At 58.1% G+C, this 23,326-nt stretch carries 13 protein-coding genes; 3 read left to right on the forward strand and 10 right to left on the reverse strand.

Going from position 1 to position 23,326, the window contains the following annotated elements:
- Window positions 1-3: 3 nt before the first annotated feature.
- Both INR77_RS14990 and INR77_RS14995 read left to right on the forward strand, forming a co-directional pair.
- Entirely contained in the window at window positions 4-1,794 is a 1,791-nt protein-coding gene (locus INR77_RS14990; protein ID WP_223071803.1) for a cytochrome c3 family protein, read from the forward strand.
- A gap of 1 nt (window position 1,795) precedes the next feature.
- Entirely contained in the window at window positions 1,796-2,695 is a 900-nt protein-coding gene (locus INR77_RS14995; protein WP_223071804.1) for a metallophosphoesterase, read from the forward strand.
- 91 nt (window positions 2,696-2,786) lie between these two features.
- Here INR77_RS14995 and INR77_RS15000 read toward each other — a convergent pair whose 3' ends face one another.
- From INR77_RS15000 to argE, 10 genes are all read right to left on the reverse strand, one after another.
- A complete protein-coding gene (locus tag INR77_RS15000; RefSeq protein ID WP_370632327.1) occupies window positions 2,787-7,214 on the reverse strand; it encodes a multiheme c-type cytochrome in 4,428 nt (1,475 codons plus the stop codon).
- 68 nt (window positions 7,215-7,282) lie between these two features.
- Entirely contained in the window at window positions 7,283-9,196 is a 1,914-nt protein-coding gene (locus tag INR77_RS15005; protein ID WP_223071806.1) for a hypothetical protein, read from the reverse strand.
- Between the two features lie 3 nt (window positions 9,197-9,199).
- Window positions 9,200-11,167 carry a heme-binding protein gene (locus INR77_RS15010; RefSeq protein ID WP_223073603.1) on the reverse strand — a complete coding sequence of 656 codons (1,968 nt, stop codon included), beginning with the start codon at window positions 11,165-11,167 and terminating at the stop codon, window positions 9,200-9,202.
- A 2-nt stretch (window positions 11,168-11,169) separates the two neighbouring features.
- A complete protein-coding gene (locus INR77_RS15015) occupies window positions 11,170-12,504 on the reverse strand; it encodes a cytochrome c family protein (RefSeq protein ID WP_223073604.1) in 1,335 nt (444 codons plus the stop codon).
- A 436-nt stretch (window positions 12,505-12,940) separates the two neighbouring features.
- The gene (locus tag INR77_RS15020; RefSeq protein WP_223071807.1) at window positions 12,941-14,077 is read right to left on the reverse strand and encodes an acyl-CoA dehydrogenase family protein; all 1,137 of its coding nucleotides are present in this window, start codon (window positions 14,075-14,077) and stop codon (window positions 12,941-12,943) included.
- 47 nt (window positions 14,078-14,124) lie between these two features.
- Window positions 14,125-15,321 carry an acyl-CoA dehydrogenase family protein gene (locus tag INR77_RS15025; RefSeq protein WP_223071808.1) on the reverse strand — a complete coding sequence of 399 codons (1,197 nt, stop codon included), beginning with the start codon at window positions 15,319-15,321 and terminating at the stop codon, window positions 14,125-14,127.
- Window positions 15,322-15,598: 277 nt separating this feature from the next.
- Window positions 15,599-16,804 carry a NupC/NupG family nucleoside CNT transporter gene (locus INR77_RS15030; RefSeq protein WP_223071809.1) on the reverse strand — a complete coding sequence of 402 codons (1,206 nt, stop codon included), beginning with the start codon at window positions 16,802-16,804 and terminating at the stop codon, window positions 15,599-15,601.
- A 150-nt stretch (window positions 16,805-16,954) separates the two neighbouring features.
- Window positions 16,955-17,443, reverse strand: a complete 489-nt coding sequence (locus tag INR77_RS15035; protein ID WP_223071810.1) for a DUF6702 family protein — start codon at window positions 17,441-17,443, stop codon at window positions 16,955-16,957.
- Window positions 17,443-19,902, reverse strand: a complete 2,460-nt coding sequence (locus tag INR77_RS15040) for a M1 family metallopeptidase (protein WP_223071811.1) — start codon at window positions 19,900-19,902, stop codon at window positions 17,443-17,445. The genes INR77_RS15035 and INR77_RS15040 overlap by 1 nt, the downstream gene beginning before the upstream one ends.
- A 57-nt stretch (window positions 19,903-19,959) precedes the next feature.
- Window positions 19,960-21,111: an acetylornithine deacetylase gene (gene argE / locus INR77_RS15045; protein ID WP_223071812.1), complete on the reverse strand. Its 1,152-nt coding sequence runs from the start codon at window positions 21,109-21,111 to the stop codon at window positions 19,960-19,962.
- A 671-nt stretch (window positions 21,112-21,782) separates the two neighbouring features.
- Between argE and INR77_RS15050 the strand changes: the two genes are divergently transcribed.
- On the forward strand, window positions 21,783-23,225 hold the full coding sequence (locus INR77_RS15050; RefSeq protein WP_223071813.1) for a methyl-accepting chemotaxis protein: 1,443 nt from the start codon (window positions 21,783-21,785) through the stop codon (window positions 23,223-23,225).
- The last annotated feature ends 101 nt before the right edge of the window (window positions 23,226-23,326 follow it).

Raw genomic sequence — 23,326 nt, forward strand, 5'->3', positions numbered from 1 at the left:
GCCATGGCATTCCTGATCCGCACCATCGCCGTTGCAAAGTCTGGCCGCGAGATCGTGCGCGACCGGCGGATCGACAAAGACGAACTCATTGTCGGACGCAATCCGGCCAGCGACATTCACCTGCCCGACCTCACTGTTGAGCTTGAGCACGTAAAGCTCACCGATGCCGGCCAAGGTATGATTGCGGCGCGCGCGCTGGGCGAATTGCCGTTCAGCGTTGATGGGCAAAGCGTCACCGAGGCGCGCATTGACCCTGATGCGGGCGCTGAAATCGCGGTAGGCCCTGCCCTGCTTGCGGTGTCGCGCGATGCGGATGGTCCGGTCAAAATCAATATTCAACCAGCGCCCAAGGACAAGGCATCAGGCGACCCTGAGGCGGGCTTCGCCCTCGCAAAAGCCATGCCCAGCAAGCGCGCGATGGCGTGGATCGGATCGGTTGCTATTCTGGTGCTGCTGCTGTCTATTCCGGTGTTCACCCACCTCTTCCGCACGCCGGTCGAAAACGATCCCGACAACCTTGAGAAAGGCGCCGTTCTTTTCGATGCTTCGTGGAGCACTGGTGATCTCAGCATGGCGCACCACGATTTGGAGGACAATTGCGAAGCCTGTCACCAAAGCGCCTTTGTCTCGGTTCAAGATGAAACCTGTCTAACCTGCCACGAGGAACTCGACGACCACGCTAAGATGGACCGTCAACTGACCGGCATGGCCCCCATGAGCACGGGCGACAAAATCCAGTGGGACATCGGACAAGCGCTCGGCAAAGAGGGGCCGCTGGGCTGCGTTTCATGCCACACCGAGCACGAGGGTCCGGTCAAACTTGAGGCATCCGATGAGCAATTCTGTTCCGATTGTCATAACGATATGGATGCACGTCTCACCGATGTGAGCTTTGGCAATGCAGCCGATTTTGGCGAGAAACACCCGCAATTCCGTCCCAAATTCTACGACGCACACTTCGCCAAGGAAGCCAAGCGTGTGAGCCTTGACGATAATCCGGTCGAGATGAGCGGCCTTGTTTTCCCGCATGACATCCACGTCTCTGAAACCGGGGGGGCAGCAAAAATGGCGATGAGCCTTGGTCAGTACGGCGCCCCGCTTGAATGCAGCGATTGCCACGAGGAAGACAAAAGCGCTCCGGGCGGGTTCAAGCCGGTCGTGATGGAGGATGCCTGCGAAGCGTGTCACAGCCTTGTGTCTGGCACGGCAGGCGGCGCGTTCACCTCGCTTCGCCATGGCGATGTATCCGATCTGATGGAAGACCTTGCCAAAGTGAACCTTGCATCGCGCAGCCGGGTTACAACGGGGCGCGATCGCCCGGGCCAATATGGCTCTGGCGGGCGTTATTACGCCAATTTTGGTCGGCCCTCTGGCTCTTACCTTGCGATCACACGCGCTCTGCAAAAGGGCGGCACCTGCGGGGATTGCCACTTGCGAACCACAACCGATGGCCGTCCCGACCTGGTGCCGGTCAACATCCCCGATCAATACTTGCACAAAGGCTTCTTCAACCACGAGGCGCATGGCGATGATGTGGCGGAATGCACCGACTGTCACGCGACTGATAAATCGGGCGAGGCAACCGATCTGTTGCTGCCTGATCTGGAAAGCTGCCGCGACTGCCACTTAGGCGAAACTGCTGTCAAAACGGAAGAGATCGTGCCGTCGAGCTGCGCCATGTGCCATGGCTATCATACACCCGCCGCTCCTTGGAAACCGGAGGATCACCCCAAATTGCCCGGAAATGGCCCGAACGATAATGTTGCAGCAATCTTGAGCAGTCTAAGGCGTTAGAATGACCTCAGGCGCTGCGAACAAACTCCAAAAGGGCGTGCTCATCGCTCAGATCACCGACACTCATGTCGGTTTTGAGCCCGATGCCGGCGAGAACGAGTTCAATTTCGTGCGCTTTCGCAATGTGCTTGGCCATTTGCTCAGCCAGCCTGTGCAGCCTGATCTTCTGATACTTTCCGGCGATTTGACCGATAATGGCAGCGCGGATTGCTATCACCGCATTCGCGAACTGATCGCCGATTGCCCCATTCCGGTTGAGATTATTCCGGGCAATCATGACAGCCGCGATGTCATGCTCGAAATCTTCCCCGAATGCCCGACCGCAGATGGCTTTGCCCAATTCGCGCTCGAACTGGGAGAGGGTGAAGACAAGCTGCGCATTTTGTGCCTCGATAGCTTTGAGCCGGGCCGCCATGGCGGTGCGTTTTGCGAGGTGCGCGCAGCTTGGCTGACAAAAGAGCTTGAGGCGCATCCAGATACGCCAACGGTGTTGTTCATTCACCACCCGCCGGTAGTCTCGTCGATAGACTGGATGGACCCCAAGCCGCACGAACCGTGGATGATCCGCTTCCACGATGCCGTGCGCGGACACAAACAAATTCTTGCGATTCAGGCAGGGCACCTGCACCGTCCGCTGCATTCAACGGTTGAGGGCATTCCATTAAGTGTCACCCCCGCGGTGGCGCCGGCGGTGTCTTTGGACCTTAGGCCGATGGATGTCGATTTCGCCGATCACCGGCCTATCGTGGACGCAGAGCCGCCGTTCTATTCCCTGCATATCTGGCGTGACCAAAGCTTCGTCTCGCATTTCCAACCCGTTGGAAACTGGCAAACGCTTGCCCGGTTTGAAGAGCATATCAAGCCGATGATGAAAGGCCTCTTCGCCGAGCGCGTAGAGTGAACCGAGCGACCGCCTCTTCTTGGGCGATCCTCAATCCAGCACTGCAAATGAACTAAAGGGGTTAAGGCCCCAAGGTGAATGGGGCGCGCTCTTAACCGCCTAGCTTGTCCTCATCCGCCTCTTCGGCCTCTTCACGCCGAACAGCCATATTGGGACCGAAATTGCTTCCCACCCAGCGGTTCATATCGACTTCGTCGGTGACTTTCCACGGAACGCCGGCCCTGGTCATGAACAGCTTCTCCATCTCCTCGCGGGTGAAGGGCCGCGAGCCCAACCTGCCGAAGATAGCCATCTGTCCACCGGTCTCATCCACCGCGCGGTCCCGGTCGAGGCCTTTGGAAAGCGCAAGCGCAGGAGATGGCGTTTTCGCATAGGCGATAAGCTCTGGCATCGGCGCGGGGCTAAAGCCGTAGAAATTGCGCTGACTATCAGGGCTGGTGAGTTGGAGCACCTTCAGCCCGTTCACCCCATCCGCGACATAGGCGAAGAGCGAGGCGTTGGTTGAACCAACGATCACATCCTCGGCATCGTTCAGCATGCCATCCATCGTCACCTTTTTATAGAGCTTGGGCGAACGAGGATTCTTCACATCAAAGATCATCAGCCCGTCACCCTTCGCCGCGACATATGCGAAAGTGCGCGCGACATAGATACGACGCGCATCCGCGATTGGGTAAGTCGCCTCAGGCACGGCCACAGGGCTTGCCATATCGGTCACGTCAAAGACTTTGAGGCCCTCATTGTCCGTCACCCACAGGTAGCGGAACTGGATCGTCGTTGCCCGTGCACCCGACATCGGAATGACACTGGTCACACGCGGCGCAAGGCAGCTTTCCGATGGGTTGGCCGGATCAATCTCGCACTCATCTACATATGGGGTCGCCGGATTGTCGGGAATGTCTTTGGGCAGATAGACCACCACAAGCCCTGCATCGGCGGTGATATAGGCATAATCGCCCGCAAGAGTGATGTGACTTGCCCCGTTCAGCACGCCATTGGGGTTCCAGGCATCTGAACCATCGCCAAAGCGTGCCCGCTTGAAGAAGTTGTTGCGGAATTCCCCGTCGGCAAGTGTGTTGATGTCAACCGCGATCAGACCTTCTTGTGCGTCGGTGATGAACGCATAGTCGTAGATCGGGCTGAATGGTTGCTCCTGATTGACCTCCCGCATTTTTGCGGTGTTACGCTCTGGTGCGACGGGTTGGTTGGTGGCCAGTGCCATACAGGTCGCGTCCTTGGTGTCGACATGGGTATCGTGCCCAAGTGGTGAGAATGGCGCGGTCAGGATCCGCTCCGAAACACCTTTGTTGGCGATTGAGGCAATGTCGTAAGCGCGGAAACCGCCCTTGCCTTCAGCCACGAAAAGATATTCGCCGCGCATTTGCAGACAGCCGACACGGTCGCTCGTGCCTTCGTGGACGTTGACGAATTCCTCAAACGGCTTCGTCTCGCCAGAGATGTCGCCATCAAACGCTTGCCCGCGCACCCAATTCTTAAGCTCGCGGCCATTGTCCTCGACGTGGCGGCGCCAATAATCGGGGTAGGAGTAACGGTGGAGATAGGAACCGAGCACTGCTTGTGGTTCGTCATACTCGGTGACACGCACGGCGGAAATACCGCCTTCGAGGCCAGTGAAAGCGTGCATCCCGACAAAGTTCACATAGTTCGTGCCGAGCAAAAGCAGCTGCGCCATGATGGCGTTGTTGTCTTCGTCTTGCGACAAGTGACAGTCAGAACACTGCTTCGTTTCGGTCTTCCTCACCGTGTGCGGGAAGTGCGGTGCAAAGGCCTGGCTTGAGAAGCCCACAGCCGAGATTGGCGGCTGCTGCACATAGATGCGCTCACGGTTGATGTTGGTCGAAGACAGGACCAGCGCCGAGGATGAACGCACCGGTGCGGTCTGGTTGCCCTTGGTGGTTTGGTGCTTACCCAACTGGAACATCTGATCGCGCGCAACCTGAGGGTTGTATGTCGCAAAGTTCCGCGTCGAACCGCCTTCATAGCGATGCGATTTGGTCTTCCAGTTCGCCTCAATCGGAAGGTGACAACCGCCGCAGCTGGTCGTCCAAGACAAGTGGCAGGTGAAGCACGCCATATTGTCGTCATTATGCGCGCGCTCATCCTTGGCGATGCCGCTGCCGAATTCGAAATTGCCGGTTTCTGCACCGTAAACGCTCATCAATTTGGAACGCGCGGCCTTGGCGTTGAAAGTCGGAGCCGCAGGATCAACGGAGTCTTTGACAAGGCTCATCTCCCACTCAAGTTCCGGGTCAACGAGGCTGCGCTGGATCAGGACGCGGCGGCCGTCTTCGTTCTCCATCCATTCGAACCGGCGCTGTCCATCGGGGTTGCGAAGGAGCGCGAGATTGTGCCCTTCTGGTGGCGCGGCAGGGCCACTGGTGCGTAGGGTTGGATAAGCATCAGCCGTGCCATGGCAATCCTTACACCCGATCTCGATCGCATTGGCGACCTCGCCATAAATAAGGCCATTGCCGTGCGTGTCTTGTTCAAAGTGGCAGTCCACGCATTGCATCCCGACCTCGGCGTGGATGCTCATCATATGGACCGCCGTGCCCGGATTGTTTGAGCCGTTTTTCGCAGGGTTTTTCTCAACCTCAACGAACAGCTCCTCACCATCCTTGCGCCACCGCTGGCGCCAGCGGTTGTCGTGATAGGCTTGCTCTTCGGGCGTGTCGGTTTCCGGATTGCCGGGGCGAAGAATTTCACCCTCTGCATCAAGCAGATTGCCGTCGCGGTCGCGTTTGAAAATGCCGCGGAAGTTCCATCCGTGGCCGTGATAATCGGCAAACTGCGTGTGTTCGAGATTGGGGTTCAGTTCATAAACATTGCGAAGGAAATCGACATCAGCCCACATTCCGCGCGCCGCCGCCCCTTCGGGGTTACGGTCCATGATCGAGCGCACTTGTTCAGCCGTCGGGAAGCGCTGCGTCTTGTAGAATTCCTCGTAAGCCTCATCGCTCATCCCGTGCGGGCGCGGCGTTTTGTTTTCCGGGCCTGACCACATGAAGGGCGCATCGCTCTCATAATCCCACATGGTGTAACCAAGGTAGGAGTTAAGGAAGATATTGGGCTGGTGCATGTGGCAATTCATGCACTGCGATGTCGGGATGGAGCGGGTGAAGACGTGACGGAGCGGGTGACCCTTTTCGCGCTTGGGCTTGTCGCTGTGGCTGTCTTCGCCGTGATCATCATCGGCGTGATCATCCGGGCCTTTCAACGCGCCGTGACCGCCAGAACCTTCGTATCCGCCATCTTTGAGCCCGCTTTTGGGAAGGCCGATGTCTTTCTTATACCCGTGGTGCCCCGCTTCGCCCGGATTGCGCGATGCCCCCACGACGCGTTGATAGCATTGGAGCGCGGCATTGGTGTTCGCCTCCGGATTGATGCAAGGGTCAGCCGTCACCGTCTGACCATCGCGACCATATTGAGCATAGATGAGGCTGTGACGCGGCTCGCGGTCATTGGCGTAAACCACGTGACACGACGCGCAGCCTGAGTGGCGATAATCGCCCGGCTGGTCGTTGGTCCCCATGAACCATGTGAACGGATCGTTGAGGCGCGTCTTGTGGATGTTGAGCGCCGGGATAGCGACGCGCAAACCTGTGCCCGGACCACGGTTGGATTGCTTCAGATCAGGACGACCGGGCTCTTCCAAGAGCTGGATACGGCCCGTGATATTGGGCTGACCAATTTCGGGGAATTGCGAGTTGATCGTGCGACCGCCACGCTCAAACACGCGGAACACATCAGCAGGCGGAATGACGTGCCATGTCGGCAGAGGATAAAGTTGCCCCAGAACGCCGCGCGCCTTTTGAGCGTCGGACAAAGCTCCGTCATCACCCTCGCCGGGTGAAGTGATGGAATTGGCAATGCCAGAGATCGTCGCGCTGTCGCCAGAGCGAGTGTACGCCTCACCCAGAATATAGTTTTTGAAAGGCAAAATGCCGTTGTTGTACGTCGCCCCGCCCCACAGCATCGCGCCAGTCGCCATGATGGAGCGTTCGGCCGCTTCGATCGACTGGATGTGGCACGAGCCACACGCCTCACGCGCCACGCGGTAATCCGACGGGTTCACGAATTTGACGAATTCAGGCGATTCCTTGTTGAGAAGCGCATAGGAACGCTCCGGGTTCGCGCTGCTTGGGAAATGCCAGCTGTCGGGATATTTCGGCAGGACGTGCGCGTTGTCACGAGCGGCCTGATAATCGGGGTGATCGTAGGGCAGCTGTGGATTACCCGACACGCTTGGGTTACCGCCGTGGCAATCGGTACAACCCAGTACCACAGCCGGCGTTTCGTGCATGGTCGGCGCATCACTTGCCCGGTGACAGGTCAGGCACCCTTCGGATTTGGCGTCCGCATCAGCCTGTGACTGGCGCGCAGGAGCAGGCGCAGCGATAACGAGGCTATAATCGCGTTTGGTCGGCTTTTCCTTGTCGGCGGCCTGCGTTTCGGACTGAAACACGGACACGCCAAGGATAAGCGCCGCCACCGCCAAAAGCCCGTGGAGCGGTGTCAGGAAACGGAAATTCTCGCGTTTGCTGGTCAAGATGGAGCCCCCAGCCATCAATAGGTCAACGTCAGGTTTGCAAGGACGGAATAGAAATTCCCGTCATTGCCAAGATTATCGAACAGGTCTTCAAACCCGCTGCCCGAAAACAGCGTCGCAGCCGACAGGCGGAACACGATGTTCTGGTTCGCCTTGGGCCGGTAAATCGCGCTGGCCGACACGTCGTAGCCAATCTCGCTTGGGATTGAGCCTTCGATGCGGAAGTTTTCAAGCGTCGCCGTATCTTCAAACCAAAGGTGATTGGCATTGGCAGTGACGCGCACCTCTGGCGTCAGGTCGAAGTCCGCACCAACGCCGACCAACCACAGGCCGGGGTTCAAGAAGTTTGATTGCCCCTGCTCTTTCGAAGAGCGCAGCGTGTTCAGAATACCATTGCGGCCATTGACGGAAATGACCCGGCCACCGCCTGCGAACGGCAAAGTTTGGCGGATCCAGTAAGAGGTATCCGCGCCTGCAAATTGCGGGTTTTCGAAAATTGCATCAAAGCCGGTGTGCGTATCATCATACGGGTCGCTATCCCCGCTTTGATAAAGGCCAGACAGGCGGAAACGCATCCAGTCGCGGTCATAGCTAAGCTCAAGCGCGGCAAATTGTGCGTCAATGTCGACTGGCTCACCCGTCAGGATCGAATTGCGATCTTCGCCAAGCGCCCAATAGGCGCTGCCGGTCAGATTGATGCGGCCAATGCGTCCATCGACATTATAGCCAAGGTAGAAGACATCGTAATCGCGGCCCCGAAGATCACCCAAAAGCGCCGGGCGAACCGGGAAACCATTGGTGTCGATCTCGATATCGTCCGCCTCACGGTTGCGGTTGTAGGCGACCGTAAACTGGCTGGTCAGCGCCGGGATCAGGAAATCCTGGCGATAGACATTGGCGATGAAGACGAAATCATCGCGCGGCGTTTTGGTGACAGAGTTGAGGCCGGAGTTCGTGTCTTTCTCAAGCCGCCAGAATCCAGCGACGTTAAACTGAAAACGGTTGTTGTCGCGGTTGCCGAAGAGGCGAATGCCGAGCTGTTGATCCTGAAACAGGAAGCCGCGGAAATCAGCCTGAAACGGTTGAATACCTGCGCGAATAGAGATGAAATCAAACCGGTCGCGATCAAGCGGGGTGAAGTGATAGTCGACGAAAGCTTCCTGCACGCCAAGGAAATGGTCGAGGCGGTGGCTTTCTTTCGATGGCTCCACGAACAGAACGCGGCGCTCCGGCACATCGACATAGTTGACATTATAAGCAAGCGTCAGGCGGTATTCGATGCTCGGCGGTTTGTAAGCGGTTGAGCCCTTAAGCAGCGCCGCGCCCACAATAAATGTTTGCGACAGAACGGTCGAGAAATCATCGCCGAACACGTCGAGGCGGTCCGGATCCTCTGTCGTCTGAATGCCGACGGGGATCGGGAAAGTGCGCGGTTCATACACGCTGTCGCTGATCGCGTTGAGGACGAAGAACCAGTCATCGCCCTTGATCGGAAGCCATGGAACCTTGTCCGGATTGATCGGACGGTCACCCTTATAGGTGTTTTGGTTATAGGGATCGAGCAAGGCTTCCTTGATAACAGGATTGCCGTTGATGTCGGTCACATTGTCGATCAGCCGCCAGCGATCAGGGATCGGCACCTGGTCCGGCGAGAACGCTTGTGGAGGGGGCGCACGGACCGCGCCGGGGTTTTCCTGCGTGACTTTCTCTGGCAGTTCAGCATTGAAACCGGGACGCTCGCGCCCTTCAATGATCTGATTGTCGAGCTCGTCCGCCTCGTCCTTCGCCGTGGTGTTGAGCCCAGGGCCCGATACACTTTGATTGCGCTCCAGTTCTTGGCCACCCTCATCAAGCTGAGGCGCAGTTGCAGGCTCATCTCCAGGAGCGGCCTGCATCAGGATCAGAAAAGGAAGAAGCGGAGCAACGCCCATGGATCAAAGCCCCTCACATACGTTTTGCGACGGATCATCGAGGAATGGCGCGAACGGGCAATTGATATAGCGCAGGCGAACCTGACGACTGCCCACCTGGACTACGATGCGATCAGCGCGAATGTCGTTTGGTGCGTTATTGATCGTGCCCGTGCGAACCCCGGCGTTATGCAGGCCAAGGAAGCTGATCATGTCATCCTGATCAATCCCGTCGCCCGACACGCCAATCCCACCGATCAGCTGATTGCCGCGGTAGACCGGAACCGAGCCGGGGAAGATTTGGATGCCATTGCCAAGCCGCGGCGCGCCCGCCGTTTGCGGAAGCTTGGTGCAACCGCGCGCGGTATCCGTGGGCGATGCGCCCGTCACAAAGGCAAGGTGTTCGGCCAGATTCTGTAACACAAGTGCGGATTGTAGCCCGGTAGAGAACGGGTTGAACTGTTCAATCGGGCGCGAGAGCGGGCCATTGGGCGTGCCCACTTCGCCATCGGGGAAGTATGGCCGCGACAAGTTGCCACCGGAACGATCCGCAAATGCAAACGCACCCGTCAGAGCATTGGGATCATTCAGGAAATCGCGCACGCGCTGAACATATTGCGGCACTTCCAGATCGCCAGCGAGAAGCTCATTCGCAGCAAAGGGCGCGGAGAAGAAAGTCGCGGTGCGCGCCTTTTGCAAGGACACGTCCGAGCCAAAAATCGGCGCATCGGCAGAGCGCACAATCCCAAGGATTTGTCCGCGCGTATCGACAAGGCTCAAGGTCACTTGCGCCTGACTGTCCAGCGGCCTGCGGATTTGCGCACGCGAACGCGCGATGACCTGAAACGCCTCTTCGAGGATTGCGGTTGCTTCGGTCTGCGTGATCGGATTGCCGATGTCCGCGCCATCAGTGCCACCTCTGATGGGGAAGCGGTTCGTGCCCGCCCCGTCCGACATCACAAATGCACCGCCAAGCGAGAATTCCGCAGAAGTCGCCGGGCGAATGCCCGATGTTTCTGCGCCATATGCCGTGCCAGCGATAATCGCGCCTGCATTATAGCCGGTAACCGGAGCGACAGTGCCCGCCGTCCCGGCAAAGCTTGCCCCTGCCACATTGGCGAGCGCGCCATAGGTCGCATCGGTATAGCGAAGGCTGGTGCCGTCTGCCGAAATGCGGTCCGCGCGGATTTCGACAGGAGCCTCAAAACCCACCGTGCCAGCAAGAGCGATGAATTCATCAACGTCATTATCAACGTCGAGCACATTGGGATCAAACGTGTAATCAGGATCCGCTGCAACGCCGATCCCGCCGACAACCACACCGTTCTTGTAAAGCGGAAAACCGCCGGGATCAGCGGAAAGGCCAAGCGGAGAACGCTTTGGCCCGATCAGACCGTCAGACGCGCGCGCGCTAAAATCAGAGCAGGGAAGCTGGCTGAACTGCACCCCGAACAAGGGCCCGCTTTCAAGGCCAATCGTGGTGGGCGATGGGGGAAAGTGCTCTTGCACAATTTGCGAAGCCACGCGGGTCGAAAACGCATTGCCAGCGCTCGACAAATAGGCGCCCGTGATCGCCTTGGCGATAGCAGCGCCTGCCGCTGGCACATCAAGGCCCTGAATATCGACATCCTGCCCATTGGGAGCGCCGGGGATTGCCACAGTTGCGCGCGCGCCCGGCATCACGAAAACGCCCAACACATTGCCCACACGGTCCACCACAGCGATGGTTGCCGCATCGCCTTGCGCGGTGGCTTGAGCTGCGGCCTGCGCGATGATTTGCTGGACCTCGGCGACGCTCAAACTTTCTTGAGCGGGCGCTGCGAACAAATCACCGGGAGGCGCAGGCGTTGGCGTTGGCGCAGGGACCGGATTGCCGCCCGTCCCACCGCCAGCAGGCGTAGAGCCACCCCCACCACCGCACGACAAAAGCGCAAGCGCCATAAGCGGCGCACCAAGAATTTTAGCGTTCAAAGATCTCCATCCCCCCGCCATCATCAACGCAACCTTTTGATAGCGGCAAGCGCGGAGGCGAGCGCCGTGCGGAAGTCGGCAGGATTAAAGGAATTGGGCTCCTCAACCGCAGCGTAAGCTTTGTTGATGCTCGACCGGATACTGGCAGCTGCCCCCGGTGTGACGCGGCCATTGGTCACAAGACCGTTCAACAGCGTATCGACTGCCATCACCGCCTGAACCGAGCCGGAATAATCGGTAAAACGCGGACGCAGCGCATTGCTGCCGATAATGTCGATCACTTGGAAAGCATCGGAATTGGCATAAGCGCGCTGTGACAAAGCGTTGGAGAGCGCCCCTGCCCGCTGCGAAAGCTGCATAGCCGCTTCACGCGGGGACGCACCGCTGCCACCCAATGCACCGTGGAAATCGCGGCTCGCCTTTTTGAATGCATCCGCTTGGCCCGGAACAAGAGCACCCGCCACAGCGGTCAGCATGATGATGTTCTCATCATTGAAAGGCGCGTTGCCAAATGGGATTGGCCGACCGGGGTTCTCTTCAAAGGTCAGCCGCCTTTGGCTCGAATCCTGAATTTCGCGGTGGCACGAATGGCAATCAAAGAAGTAATACTGCGGAAAGACGCCTTCCATCGCGTATTTGGGATTGGCAAACAGACCCGTCGCACGCTTCACCGCCTCAGCCTGACCCACCGCCCAGAACCGCACCGCATTGGGCGCACGCTTGCGACGTTTGTAATCGGCGTCGATATTGTGGTGCTGTTGCAGCGCGCTGAACAGATCAAGCTCGAATGAAACGCGCGGGTGACCCGCTGCCATCATTTCGTGCGTGACAAATTGCCCCGGCTTGGTCGAGCCATAGTGGCAATCGAGACAGACATTGGCGCGCACTTGCGGATTTTCGAGCGGGATCAGGCCATCGGCCACATTGGACGCATGGCTAGCTGGCACAGCATAATGGCTCGACAACCAGGCGTTCCCCGCTGGCCCGTGACAGCTTTCGCAGCCAACCCCATCGGACAGCTGAAACTTCGCCCCGCGCGGCGTTCCGGGCATATAGGTCGCGTGGCAACCAAGACAGTCTTTCGCCTGCGTCGCATCACCAAGCCCAAGGCTCTTTGCAATCTGTTGACCGCGACGCCCAGCCAGAACAGCGTAGGCCCGTGAGTGCGCGCCGCTGGCCGAGGAGGGCTCTTGCCAAGTGGCGATTTCATCCTGACGCACGACAGCGCCATTGCCCTCTGCCCGGCCATGACAGGTCGAGCCCGCGCACGAAGCAACACCTTCAAGGCTGGAGGCGAATGTGGTGGAAGTGGTGGATGGGAGAGCCAGCAGCAGCGCAAACGCCGCAGCCACGCGCATCGCAGCGCCATCAAAGCGGCGCGCTGATCGAATAAGATTGCCAATCGGCCCGGAAGCAATCGCCCCAAAGAAAGCTGGCCTGGAAACCGTCATCTCTTCCCCCCTCGAGATGCAACAAAACTGCGTCTATTTGGAAAGAGGCGCAAGGCCTTTGGGACGATCAGCCCCGAACTTTCCAAAAAATTCCTACCCTTGGTTTAGCCCGGTCCGCCAAGCAAAGCTTGTAAAGTACCGACACTTCACCCGGCCCATTGGACCAAATCCCGTTACAGCCAAAGGCCGCCCTATGATTGTTCCAAGCTTCGCGAGTGGATGCAACCACCAAATGCGCATAGCTGCCAATTTCGAGCAAAAAAGTGATGCAGGACACAAAAAGGCCCCGAAACATGGGAGTTTCGAGGCCCTTTTACGATGGTGTTGGTTGAACGATGCGGCCTTAGCCGCTCGCCAAAGCGATGTGTCGCTTCATGTGGTGGTCGATATTGCCGAACTCGGAATCGAAGATCGTCAGGCGCTTGAAATAGTGCCCGATGGCATATTCATCGGTCATGCCGTTGCCGCCGTGGATCTGAATCGATTCCTGCCCCACATGGTGTGCAGCTTGAGCAACGCGGACCTTGGCCGCTGACACAGCCTGTTTGCGGGTGCGCTCATCTGCATCGAGGCGCAGCGTTGCCAGATAGGTCATCGAGACCGAGCACTCGTACTCAGTGTACATATCGACCATGCGGTGTTGAAGCACCTGGAAGCTCGCGATCGGAACGCCGAATTGCTTGCGTTGCTTGGCATATTCGAGCGTCATCGCGTGCGAGACTTTCATTGCGCCGCACGCTTCTGCGCACTGGGCTGCAATTGCTTCATCAGTGACACGTTCGATCAGCGGGAATGCCCCGCCTTCTTCACCGATGAGAGCATCGGCGGGAACACGCACGTTTTCGAAATAGACTTCGGAAGCGCGCCGACCATCGACGGTGGCATAATCGCGGGTGGTGACGCCTTCGGCTGCCTTGTCGACGATGAAGACGCTGATGCCTTGCTGGTCGGTTTGCGCGCCGCTGGTGCGGGCGGTGACGACAAGGTGGCTTGCCCAAGGCGCGCCAATGACGACAGCCTTGTGGCCGTTGAGAACATAGTCGCCGCCGTCTTTCTTGGCGGTGGTTTCAAGGTTGGCAAGGTCATAGCGCCCGCGTGGCTCTGCATAGGCAAAGGCGAACACGCGCTCGCCAGAGACGATGCCGCCGATGTGCTCTTCCTTTTGCGCCGCTGTGCCAGCGTGCTTCAAAAATCCGCCTGCACAAACGACAGTCGGCACGTAAGGCTCGACCACGAGGCCTTTGCCGAACTCTTCCATGACGACCATGGAATCGATCGCGCCGCCGCCAAAGCCGCCGTCTTCCTCGCTAAAGCTCATGCCAAGGATGCCAAGCTCTGCCAGCTGGCCCCAGACCTCACGGCTCCATCCAGCATCGGTTGCGATCAGCTGGCGACGCTCTTCCGGGCCGTATTGCTCACGGACCATGCGCGACAAACCATCACGCACCATGTCCTGCTCTTCAGTGAAATTGAAGTCCACGTCAGTTCCTCTCTGTGTCCCCTAGAGTCCTTTAAAGGCGCGTGCCCTTAAAGGCCCAAGATCATTTTCGTGATGATGTTGCGCTGGATTTCGTTCGACCCGCCATAGATCGAGGTCTTGCGCATATTGAAATAGGTCGCCGCCGAATGCTGAGCGTAGTCAGGGCCGATCTGATACTCGTTCGAACCATGATCAGCAATTGAGCCGTACATCGGCGTGCCATAGGAACCCACCGCTTCGAGCGTGAGTTCGGTCAGGCGTTGCTGAATTTCGGTGCCCTTGATCTTGAGGATCGAGCTTTCTGGCCCCGGGCCTTTACCTGCTTGTTCACCAGCAAGCGTGCGAAGTTCGGTGATTTCAAGCGCGGCAAGATCAATCTCAAGCTGGCTGACTTTGCGGGCAAAGTCGAAATCTTCAATCAGTGGCTTGCCGTCGAGGGTTTCCGCGGCAGCAATTTCGCGCAGTTTTTCAACGCCGCGCTTGGAGCGCGCAACACCTGCGATGCCTGAACGCTCATGCGCGAGCAGGAACTTTGCATAGGTCCAACCTTTGTTTTCCTGACCCACGAGGTTTTCAACCGGCACACGCACATCGGTAAGCCAGGTTTCGTTGACCTCATAGCCGCCGTCAATGAGCTTGATCGGCTTCACTTCAACACCCGGCGTTTTCATATCAACGAGGATGAAGGAGATGCCTTCCTGAGGCTTCGCAGCATCGGGATCGGTGCGGCACAGGAAAAAGCCCCAATCGGCGTGCTGTGCGAGCGTCGTCCAGGTCTTCTGGCCGTTGATCACATAGTGGTCGCCATCGCGCACCGCTGTGGTCTTGAGGCTGGCCAAGTCTGAACCAGCGCCCGGCTCAGAATAGCCCTGACACCACCAAACGTCGCCCGAAAGAATGCCGGGAAGGTGCTGTTTCTTCTGCTCTTCATTGCCGAAGGTGTAGATCACCGGGCCGACCATCGAAACGCCAAACGGCAGAGGCATGAAGGTGCCAACGCGGGCGTTTTCTTCGGACCAGATATAACGCTGCGTCGCGTCCCAGCCCGTGCCGCCATACTCAACCGGCCATGCGGGCGCAGACCAGCCTTTTTTACCAAGGATCTTGTGCCACGCGGTCATGTCTTCAGGCGACATATCTTCGCGGCTGCCCATGCCCTCAAGGTGCTTGGGGTGGTTCTCTTCGATGAAGGCGCGCACTTCTTCGCGGAAGGCGTTTTCTTCGGGCGTGAATTCTAGGTTCATGCTCTCTCTCCGATTGATCTGGTTGCCGCCCTCCTGCCACACCTTACGTAAACGTCAAGGGCTGTTTGGTGGCATTTGGGGCGCTGGATATTCGCATCAAAGCAACGGTGCAGCGCACCATTTGGATGCACATTACCACATGGCCCGCAAAGCCGTAAGGGAAGCTGGCATCGTCGCTGGCTTTTGGGTGCAAGCCAGCCAGACCTGAAAATTTTTTGGCCTCCGCCATGCTGGCTTGCTCACTTATGTGCTGGTCCGCAGCCCGGCGAGGATCGAATCAGGCGAACCCGCCCAGTGCATAGAGCACGCTGACAATCGCAGCGCTGGTGAAATTGGACAGCGTACCTGCGAGAAGCGATTTCATGCCGAGCGCGGAAATCTCGCCCTTTCGCTCCGGCACAGCTGCGCCAAGTCCTGCGATGAGGATCGCAAGCCCTGCAAAATTGGCAAAACCGCACATGGCGATGGTCAGCGCCACCTGCCCCTGCACGCTGAAGCTTTCAGCATTTGGGGCAAAATTTGCGTAAGCGAGAAATTCGTTGAGCACGATTTTCTGGCCCAGATAAACGCCCGCCTGCGCTGCTTCCTCCCATGGCACACCGATGATGTAGGAGACGGGAGCAAAAAGGTAACCGACGAGCAACTCAAGGCTAAGCTCAGGCCAACCAAGAAGGCCGCCAATCCCGCCAAGGATGCCGTTGAGCAGAGCGATACCGGCGACAAATCCGATCAGCACCGCAATCACGCTGAGCATGATCTGCATCCCCAGGGTCGCGCCATCGGTTGCCGCCTCGATCAGGGTCGATGCGTCCGAAAGGCTCGCTGGATTGGTGTTATCGCCCTCCTCAAGGTCGAACGCCTCACCCGTTTCAGGGACGAGCAACCGCCCGAATAAGAGCCCGCCCGCCGGGGCCATGAAGGCAGCCGTCAGCAGCAGGTCGGAGCGAATACCAAGCGCGGAATAGGCCACCAGAACGGTGCCCGCGACGCTGGAGAGGCCGAGCGACATCATCACGAACAATTGCGCGCGCGATATTTTCTTCAAATAAGGCAGGATGGTGAGCGGGCTTTCGGCCATGCCGACAAAGATATTTGCCGCAGCACAGGTTGACTCCAAACGCGAGGCGCCTGTGATAAAACGCAGCGCGCCGCCGATGATGCGGATCACCCATGTCATCACGCCAATGTGGAACAGCACGCTCATCATGGTCGCGATAAAGATGATGATGGGCAGCACCTGAACAGCAAGGATCAGACCTTCGCCCGGATCGGCGAGCGAGCCGAACACAAAGCCAATGCCAGCGTTGGCGTAGGAAATCGCCTCGACCACGCCGCTGGAAAGGGTTTGCAGGATCGCCTGACCCACGGGCGTGACCAGCGCAAGGATTGCCACTGCGATTTGCAAGGCCAGCGCGCGGCCTGCGTTGACAAAGTGGATGGCGCCGCGTGCCTCGGAGAAGATCACCCCAAGCGCCAGCATCACGGCAATTCCAGCAAGACCAATCAGCGAACTTCTCCTTCGGGCGCAGAAGCGGATGCTCTAACGGTGAAGTTTCCAACTTTGCAAGGCGGCGGCCAAACGATTGTAGGGACAAAATGACGAAATAAGCGCCCCGCGATTGGCGAGCAGAGGTTAACGCAGCACCGCGCTCTTGGCGCTGTCGCCACCGCGAAAGACCAGCGTTTGAGGCGATGTCCCTCCCCCCACATTGACGCTATTCACCTGCCTCAGCCAAATGTCGGTCAGCACTTGCGCATTGATGGTAAGCTTTGCGCCCACCCCCGGCGATGCGCCCTCCTGAAAAACGAGCAGGCTGGCACCTTTAACCTCGGTACCTAGCAGGGTAAGCTCAAGCGGCTTGCCATCTGATGCAATCGCAAAGCGCTCCGCCGCATAGCGCGCAAAGGCCCGCCTGCTTTCAAGATCGCCCAAAAGGTCGGCAGCTTTCATCCCCTGATGGCGAAGTGCGTGTTCGGCATCGTGCAAGGGGATGGTGTGCACCACCTCGATCTGGCCAGTGCGCGGGTTATGCTCAACAGTGGTGATCGCCGCCTTTTGCTGATGCGCAGCCGCCGGGATAGCGAGCATCAAGAGCAGACACGCGGCGAGCCAACGCAGCATTATTCGCCGCCCTCATCTGCCATTTCTTCGTCGGCTTCTTTCGCGCCCTGCTGCACTTCGGCCATCAGGTCGCGCCCGCTGCGCGAAGTCGGCTCTGGACGCTTGAAAGCTTCCACCCGGCTGTCGATTATGCGGCGTGGATAGTAGTTGTTGTTGAGGTCTGCGTCCGCTGTCTCCCAATCGGGATCGAGCACGACTTCGACCAATTCCTTCTCGCGCGGATAGACCAGCAGCTTGGAAACCTCGCGCGAATTGCGCCGCCAAATCTCAGCCGGGATCATCATGCGCTCGCTTGTGCCATCAGCAAACTTCAGGTCGAGGATGATCGGCATCACCAGCCCGCCAAGGTTGGAGAAGCTCAAAACGTAGTAATTGTTGTCCTCCTCAACCGCGCGGTCGAACACGCGGCGCTCCCAATCATCGAGCCCTTCGAGGAAGCTTTCATACTTCTTCGTGTCGCGCGGGGTCACGGTGAAACGGTCGTTCTCATCGTAGAAGTCAGTCACGCCAGGGTTCTCAAGCACCCAGATCGGCAAACCCTGTTCGCGGTTCAGGCGCACGCCGACCTTCTCCGGCTCGTCAGCCAAACGCTGGCGCGCGCGAGCGAGATCAATGTCGGGGTTCTTGGTATCCATCCGCAGACGGTGGATGGAGTCCAACGAAATATCGACGTGGTCAGTGGTGTAGAACCAGCCGCGCCAGAACCAGTCGAGATCGGTGCCAGAGGCCTCTTCCATCGTGCGGAAGAAATCTTCGGGCGTTGGTCGCTTGAATTTCCAGCGACGCGCATATTCACGCAGCGCAAAGTCAAACCGCTCGCGCCCGATGATGGTGTCGCGAAGGATGTGATAGGCTGCCGACGGCTTACCATAGGCGTTGGGGCCGATGTTCAGAACGCTGTCCGATTGCGTCATGATCGGCACCTGCTGCGAGGACGTCATATAGGGGATGAGATCGCGCGGCAGGCTGCGGGTCCATTGGATGTCGGGGTCCCACTCATATCCCGCAACACTGTCGAGGAAGGAGTTGATCCCTTCATCCATCCACGTCCATTGGCGTTCGTCCGAGTTCACCACCATCGGGAAATAGATGTGGCCGATCTCGTGGATGACGACGCCGATGAGGAAGATCTTCTCGCTTTCCGAGTAGGTGCGCGTGCCATCGTCCTGCAAAGTCGTGCGCGGCCCGTTGAAGGTGATCATGGGATATTCCATCCCGCCAACAGGACCGTTCACGCTTTGCGCGGTCGGATATGGGTAATCGAAGGAATAGCGCGAATAGACCTTCATCGTGTGGACCACCGCAGCGGTCGAATATTTGCGCCAAAGCTCCCCGCCCTCTTTGGGCCAGAAGGACATGGCCATCACGGTTTCGTTTTCGGCACCAGGCTGCTTGTGCGCCTGCGCGTCCCAGATGAACTTGCGGCTCGTCGCCCAGGCAAAATCGCGCACCTTTTGCGCAGTAAAGCGCCAGGTTTTGGTGCCCGTAGGGTTAGAGCTTTCGTTCGCAAGCGCCTCTTCGGGCGTGACGATGAACATGGGCTCATCGGTCTTGTTGCGCGCTTGCGCAAGACGTTGACGCTGGGTCGCGGTCAGAACGCTTGTGGGGTTCGCAAGGACACCGGTTGAAGAGACGATGTGGTCGTTCGGCACCGTCATCGAGACATCATAGTCGCCAAATTCGAGGGTAAACTCGCCGCGGCCAAGGAATTCCTTATTGTGCCAGCCTTCGTAGTCCGAATAGGCAACGAGCCGTGGGAACCACTGGGCAAACAGGAAAAGGTCATTGCCCCCCTCGCGATCATCATCAGGGAAGTGCTCATAGCCCGAACGCGCAAAGATCACGTTCTCTTCAACGATGTTGTAGGCCCAGTCGATGTTGAAGCTCACGCTTTGACCGGGGCGCAGAGGCGTTGGCAAGTCGATGCGCATGAGCGTGCCGACAATCGTGTGATCAAGCGCGCGCCCGCTGGTCAGCTGCACGCGGCTAATGTCATAGCCGTAAGTGTTGTCGGCCATGGCCTGCTGGCGGCGTAGCTCTTCCAGAGAGAGGCGCGCAGGGTCATCGCCGCGCCCCATGGACCGCGCCGGGCCACGGCGACCCGGACCACCAAAAGTATCGGTGAGTTCTGCCATGGAGTCCGTGCGGAAACGGTTCTGGTCAAGCTGCATCCAGATCCACGGCAGAGTGTCAGGCGACTTGTTTGTATAGGTGATCGTCGCGCGCGCGGTCAGACGGCGGCGGTCTTCGTCCAGCGTCGCATTGATCCGGTAGTCGGCTTCCTGCTGCCAATATTGGTGCCCCGGTGCCCCGCTCGCATTGCGATAGACATTAGGGTCGCGCAGCACTTCGTCCAACTGGCGAAACTTGTCTTCAAAATCGCCCTTGGTCTGCTGGATTCCTTGCGCAAGAGCAGGAGAAGAAATCAGGAGGGCAAGCAACAAAGTAAGAAGACGCAAGAGAGATATCCTATCGTTTTCGAGTCAGCGATTTAGGCGGGTACATGGTTCGCCGCGCTATCGCAATTCCTCGGCCAACCGTTCCATAAAGCGGCATCCTTGCTCCAGCTGATCGATCGCAATCCACTCATCGGGCTGGTGCGCCTGCTCGATCGAGCCGGGGCCGCAGATGACAGTGGGGAAGCCGCCTTGCTGAAACTGCCCCGCTTCTGCGGCATAGGACACCTTGGAGGGCGGCGAGTTTTCTCCTGTCAGGCTTTGCACAAAGGCAATCGCATCCTCGCTCCCCGCATCTGAGAGCGGCGGGGCATCGGCGATCTTGGTGAAGGTGACCCCCGCTTGGGCAAAGCGCTCAGAAAGCTCTATGTCAAGCGCCTCGCAGCGGGCTTTGAAAGGCGCGAGAAGCTCTTCGGTCACATAGCCCGGCGGACAGCGCAGGTCGAACTGGAACTCAGCGTGCCCTGCAAGAATGTTCCCTGCCTCGCCGCCGTTCATCAGGCCAATGGTAAGCGTCGGGTAAGGCGGATCAAAACCGCTGTCGGGATCGGCATTGGCCTTGAGCGTGCGCGAAAGCTCGATGAGCGAGTGCATCAGGTCGATCGCGTGCTCATTGGCGGAAATCCCGTGATTGACGAGGGAGGAATGCGCCTCTGCCCCGCGCACCTCGACCTTGAAGACGCTGATACCTTTGTGCGCTGTCACCAGCTTCATCAGCGTCGGTTCGCCGATAATCGCCAGGCGCGGCGCGGGGACACGCACCTTCATCTCCTCGATCATCGCAGGCGCGCCAAGACAGCCGACTTCCTCGTCATAGCTGATCGCGAGATGGATCGGCTTGGAGCCGTTCACGAAGGCGGGCACATAGGCGAGGGTGAGCGCGATAAAGCTTTTCATATCGGACGTGCCGCGCCCATAGAGCTTGCCGTCTTTCTCCACCGTTACGAAGGGGTCGCTCGACCAGTCCTGCCCGTCGACCGGCACCACATCGGTGTGGCCCGACATGATCACTCCGCCCTCTACCGCCGGGCCGATGGTGGCGAAAAGATTGGACTTGTTGCCTTCCTGATTAGCGACCCGAGTGGCGGTGACGCCGTGCTCGGCAAGGTAGGCCTCGACCCATTCGATAAGCGCAAGATTAGAGTTTCGCGAAGTCGTGTCGAAAGCGATCAACTGGTCAAGGATCGCGCGGGCCGTGGTGAGATTGGTCATGCAAGCCCGCTTAGCGAGAAATCTGGAGCGGGTGAAGGGAATCCAAGAGGCCAGGTAAGCAGCTGAGCTTATTCGATTTTCCAAAACCTGAGAAATAAAAGGTCCCCAATCTGGCCCCCACCTGCCTGCGCTTCTCTGGAAAAACCCGGGGCTGCGAGGGACGGCTACGCCCGACACCGCACTTCGTAATTAGCCTGCGAGCTGTCGGTTGTCACCGGCAAGATTGGCAACTCGAATGTGAGTAGAGCGCGACTTTCAGAGACAACGGTTATAAGAATCCCGTGGATCGCAAGCAACTCGTGCTTCGACCGAAAATATTCATCCAATTTCAGAATTTTATGAAACCATGAGTTTTCTGCGGCTCGGCGCAAACCCGCTCTACTCGTAGACGGGTTGATTCCGCCCAAAACGCTATTTTAGATTGTTCCCCGTCCCTCCAAGGGTCGAGATCGCTGTCGCGGGCACAGGATCGTGCTTGAGATAGACCTCACTTGGCCGATCCACCCGGCCACGCTCGGACTACCTCCATCCACTCACTAAGCAATCTCCCCAAGGCATTATGCAAGCCGACCTTGTGCCTCTTTAACTAAAGAACAAATAGCTCGGCGCGTCTGCGCGCGCGGCCTGAGATATTTGTACCTTATGCACCATGCCCCTAGGAACTCGAACCGATGAGCACTCTTCAAGAGAGAATTGATTTTTATGGTTTTGACCGCGTCACACCAAAGGCGCGCAAAGGTGTCAGCAAGGCTCTCAACCGTGCGATGGATAAGGCGTTGGACGCGTTTTACGACACAATTGCCAACAATCCCGATCTGGGCGCTTATTTCGACGACGCGAGCAGCTTGAAAAGAGCAAGAGGCCTTCAGGAAGATCACTGGACTGCGGTTTTCCGCGACGGCGTCGATGAACGGTTTGAAAAACGCGCACTTCATGTGGGAGCGGTTCACGCCAGAATCGGCCTTCCCCCACGTTGGTATCTGGGCTCTTATTCGCAAATCCTCGAACGGCTGATCGAGGAGATCGTCGCCCCCGGTGGACGAAAATTGCTACCCGGTTCAAGAGCAAAAGCCGACGAGGTCAACGCACTTGTCAAAGTGGCTCTGCTCGACATCAATTTTGCGCTTTCGGCCTATTTTAACGAGATGGAAAAAACGCGCGCTGTCGTGGTGGAAAGTTTGGGAGATGCTCTGGAGAAAGTCGCCGAAGGCGATCTGACAGTATCTTTGTCGGGGCTTCCCGACGAATTTGCCAAGGTTGAGGAAGATTTCAATCGAGCAATCGGCTCGCTCAGCCAAACTGTCACTGCCGTTGTCTCAGGTGTGGAGACGATGACCACCGGGTCAAGCGAAATCCAGCACGCATCCAACGATCTCGCTCGCCGGACCGAAGAACAGGCTGCCAATCTTGAAGAAACCGCCGCTGCGGTCGCGCAAAGCACGCAAAGAGTGCAGGAGGCGGCCAAGACCACAGACACGGCGCTTGAAACAATATCTTCTACGAGCAGCACCGCAAAGGATGGCGCACAGGTCGTCTCCGAAGCTGTAGCAGCGATGGACGAAATCGAGAAGTCTTCTGCCGAAATCAACAATATCATTTCTGTCATTGAATCAATTGCGTTTCAGACCAATCTTCTCGCACTCAATGCGGGCGTTGAAGCGGCGCGCGCGGGCGAGACGGGCAAAGGCTTTGCGGTTGTTGCAAGCGAGGTCAGAGCTCTTGCGCAGCGTTGCGGTGAGGCAGCAGATGAGATCAAGAACCTCATTTCTTCGAGTAACAAGCAGGTGTCATCTGGCGTGGACCTGGTGAAACGCAGCGGCGAAGCGTTTTCGGCGATTGTGTCGGGCGTGGATGAATTGCAAGTGGCCATTCGCAGCATCGCGGAATCGACCAACTCACAAGCTGCAAGCCTTTCGCAAATCAATAGCGTGGTGGCCGATCTTGATCGCTCAACCCAACAAAACGCGGCCATGGCAGAACAATCCAATGCGGCAGCCACCAATCTCGCGCACGAAGCGACCGTGTTAGGGAACACAATGTCTTACTTCAGCACCCACTCAAGTGTCGAACGCGGACTTCAAACCGCGCACCCGGCTCAGCAAATTGCCGCTTAAAGGGGGGAAGGTTCCAAACTGAACCCTCATGCTTTTGCAAAAGCAACTTCTTTACCCAAAAGGGCTGTAAAACAACCGCTTCGCACAATAGGCTCTCACCC

It is taken from the genome of Erythrobacter sp. SCSIO 43205 (assembly GCF_019904235.1).
In the GTDB taxonomy this organism is placed as follows: Bacteria; Pseudomonadota; Alphaproteobacteria; order Sphingomonadales; family Sphingomonadaceae; genus Erythrobacter.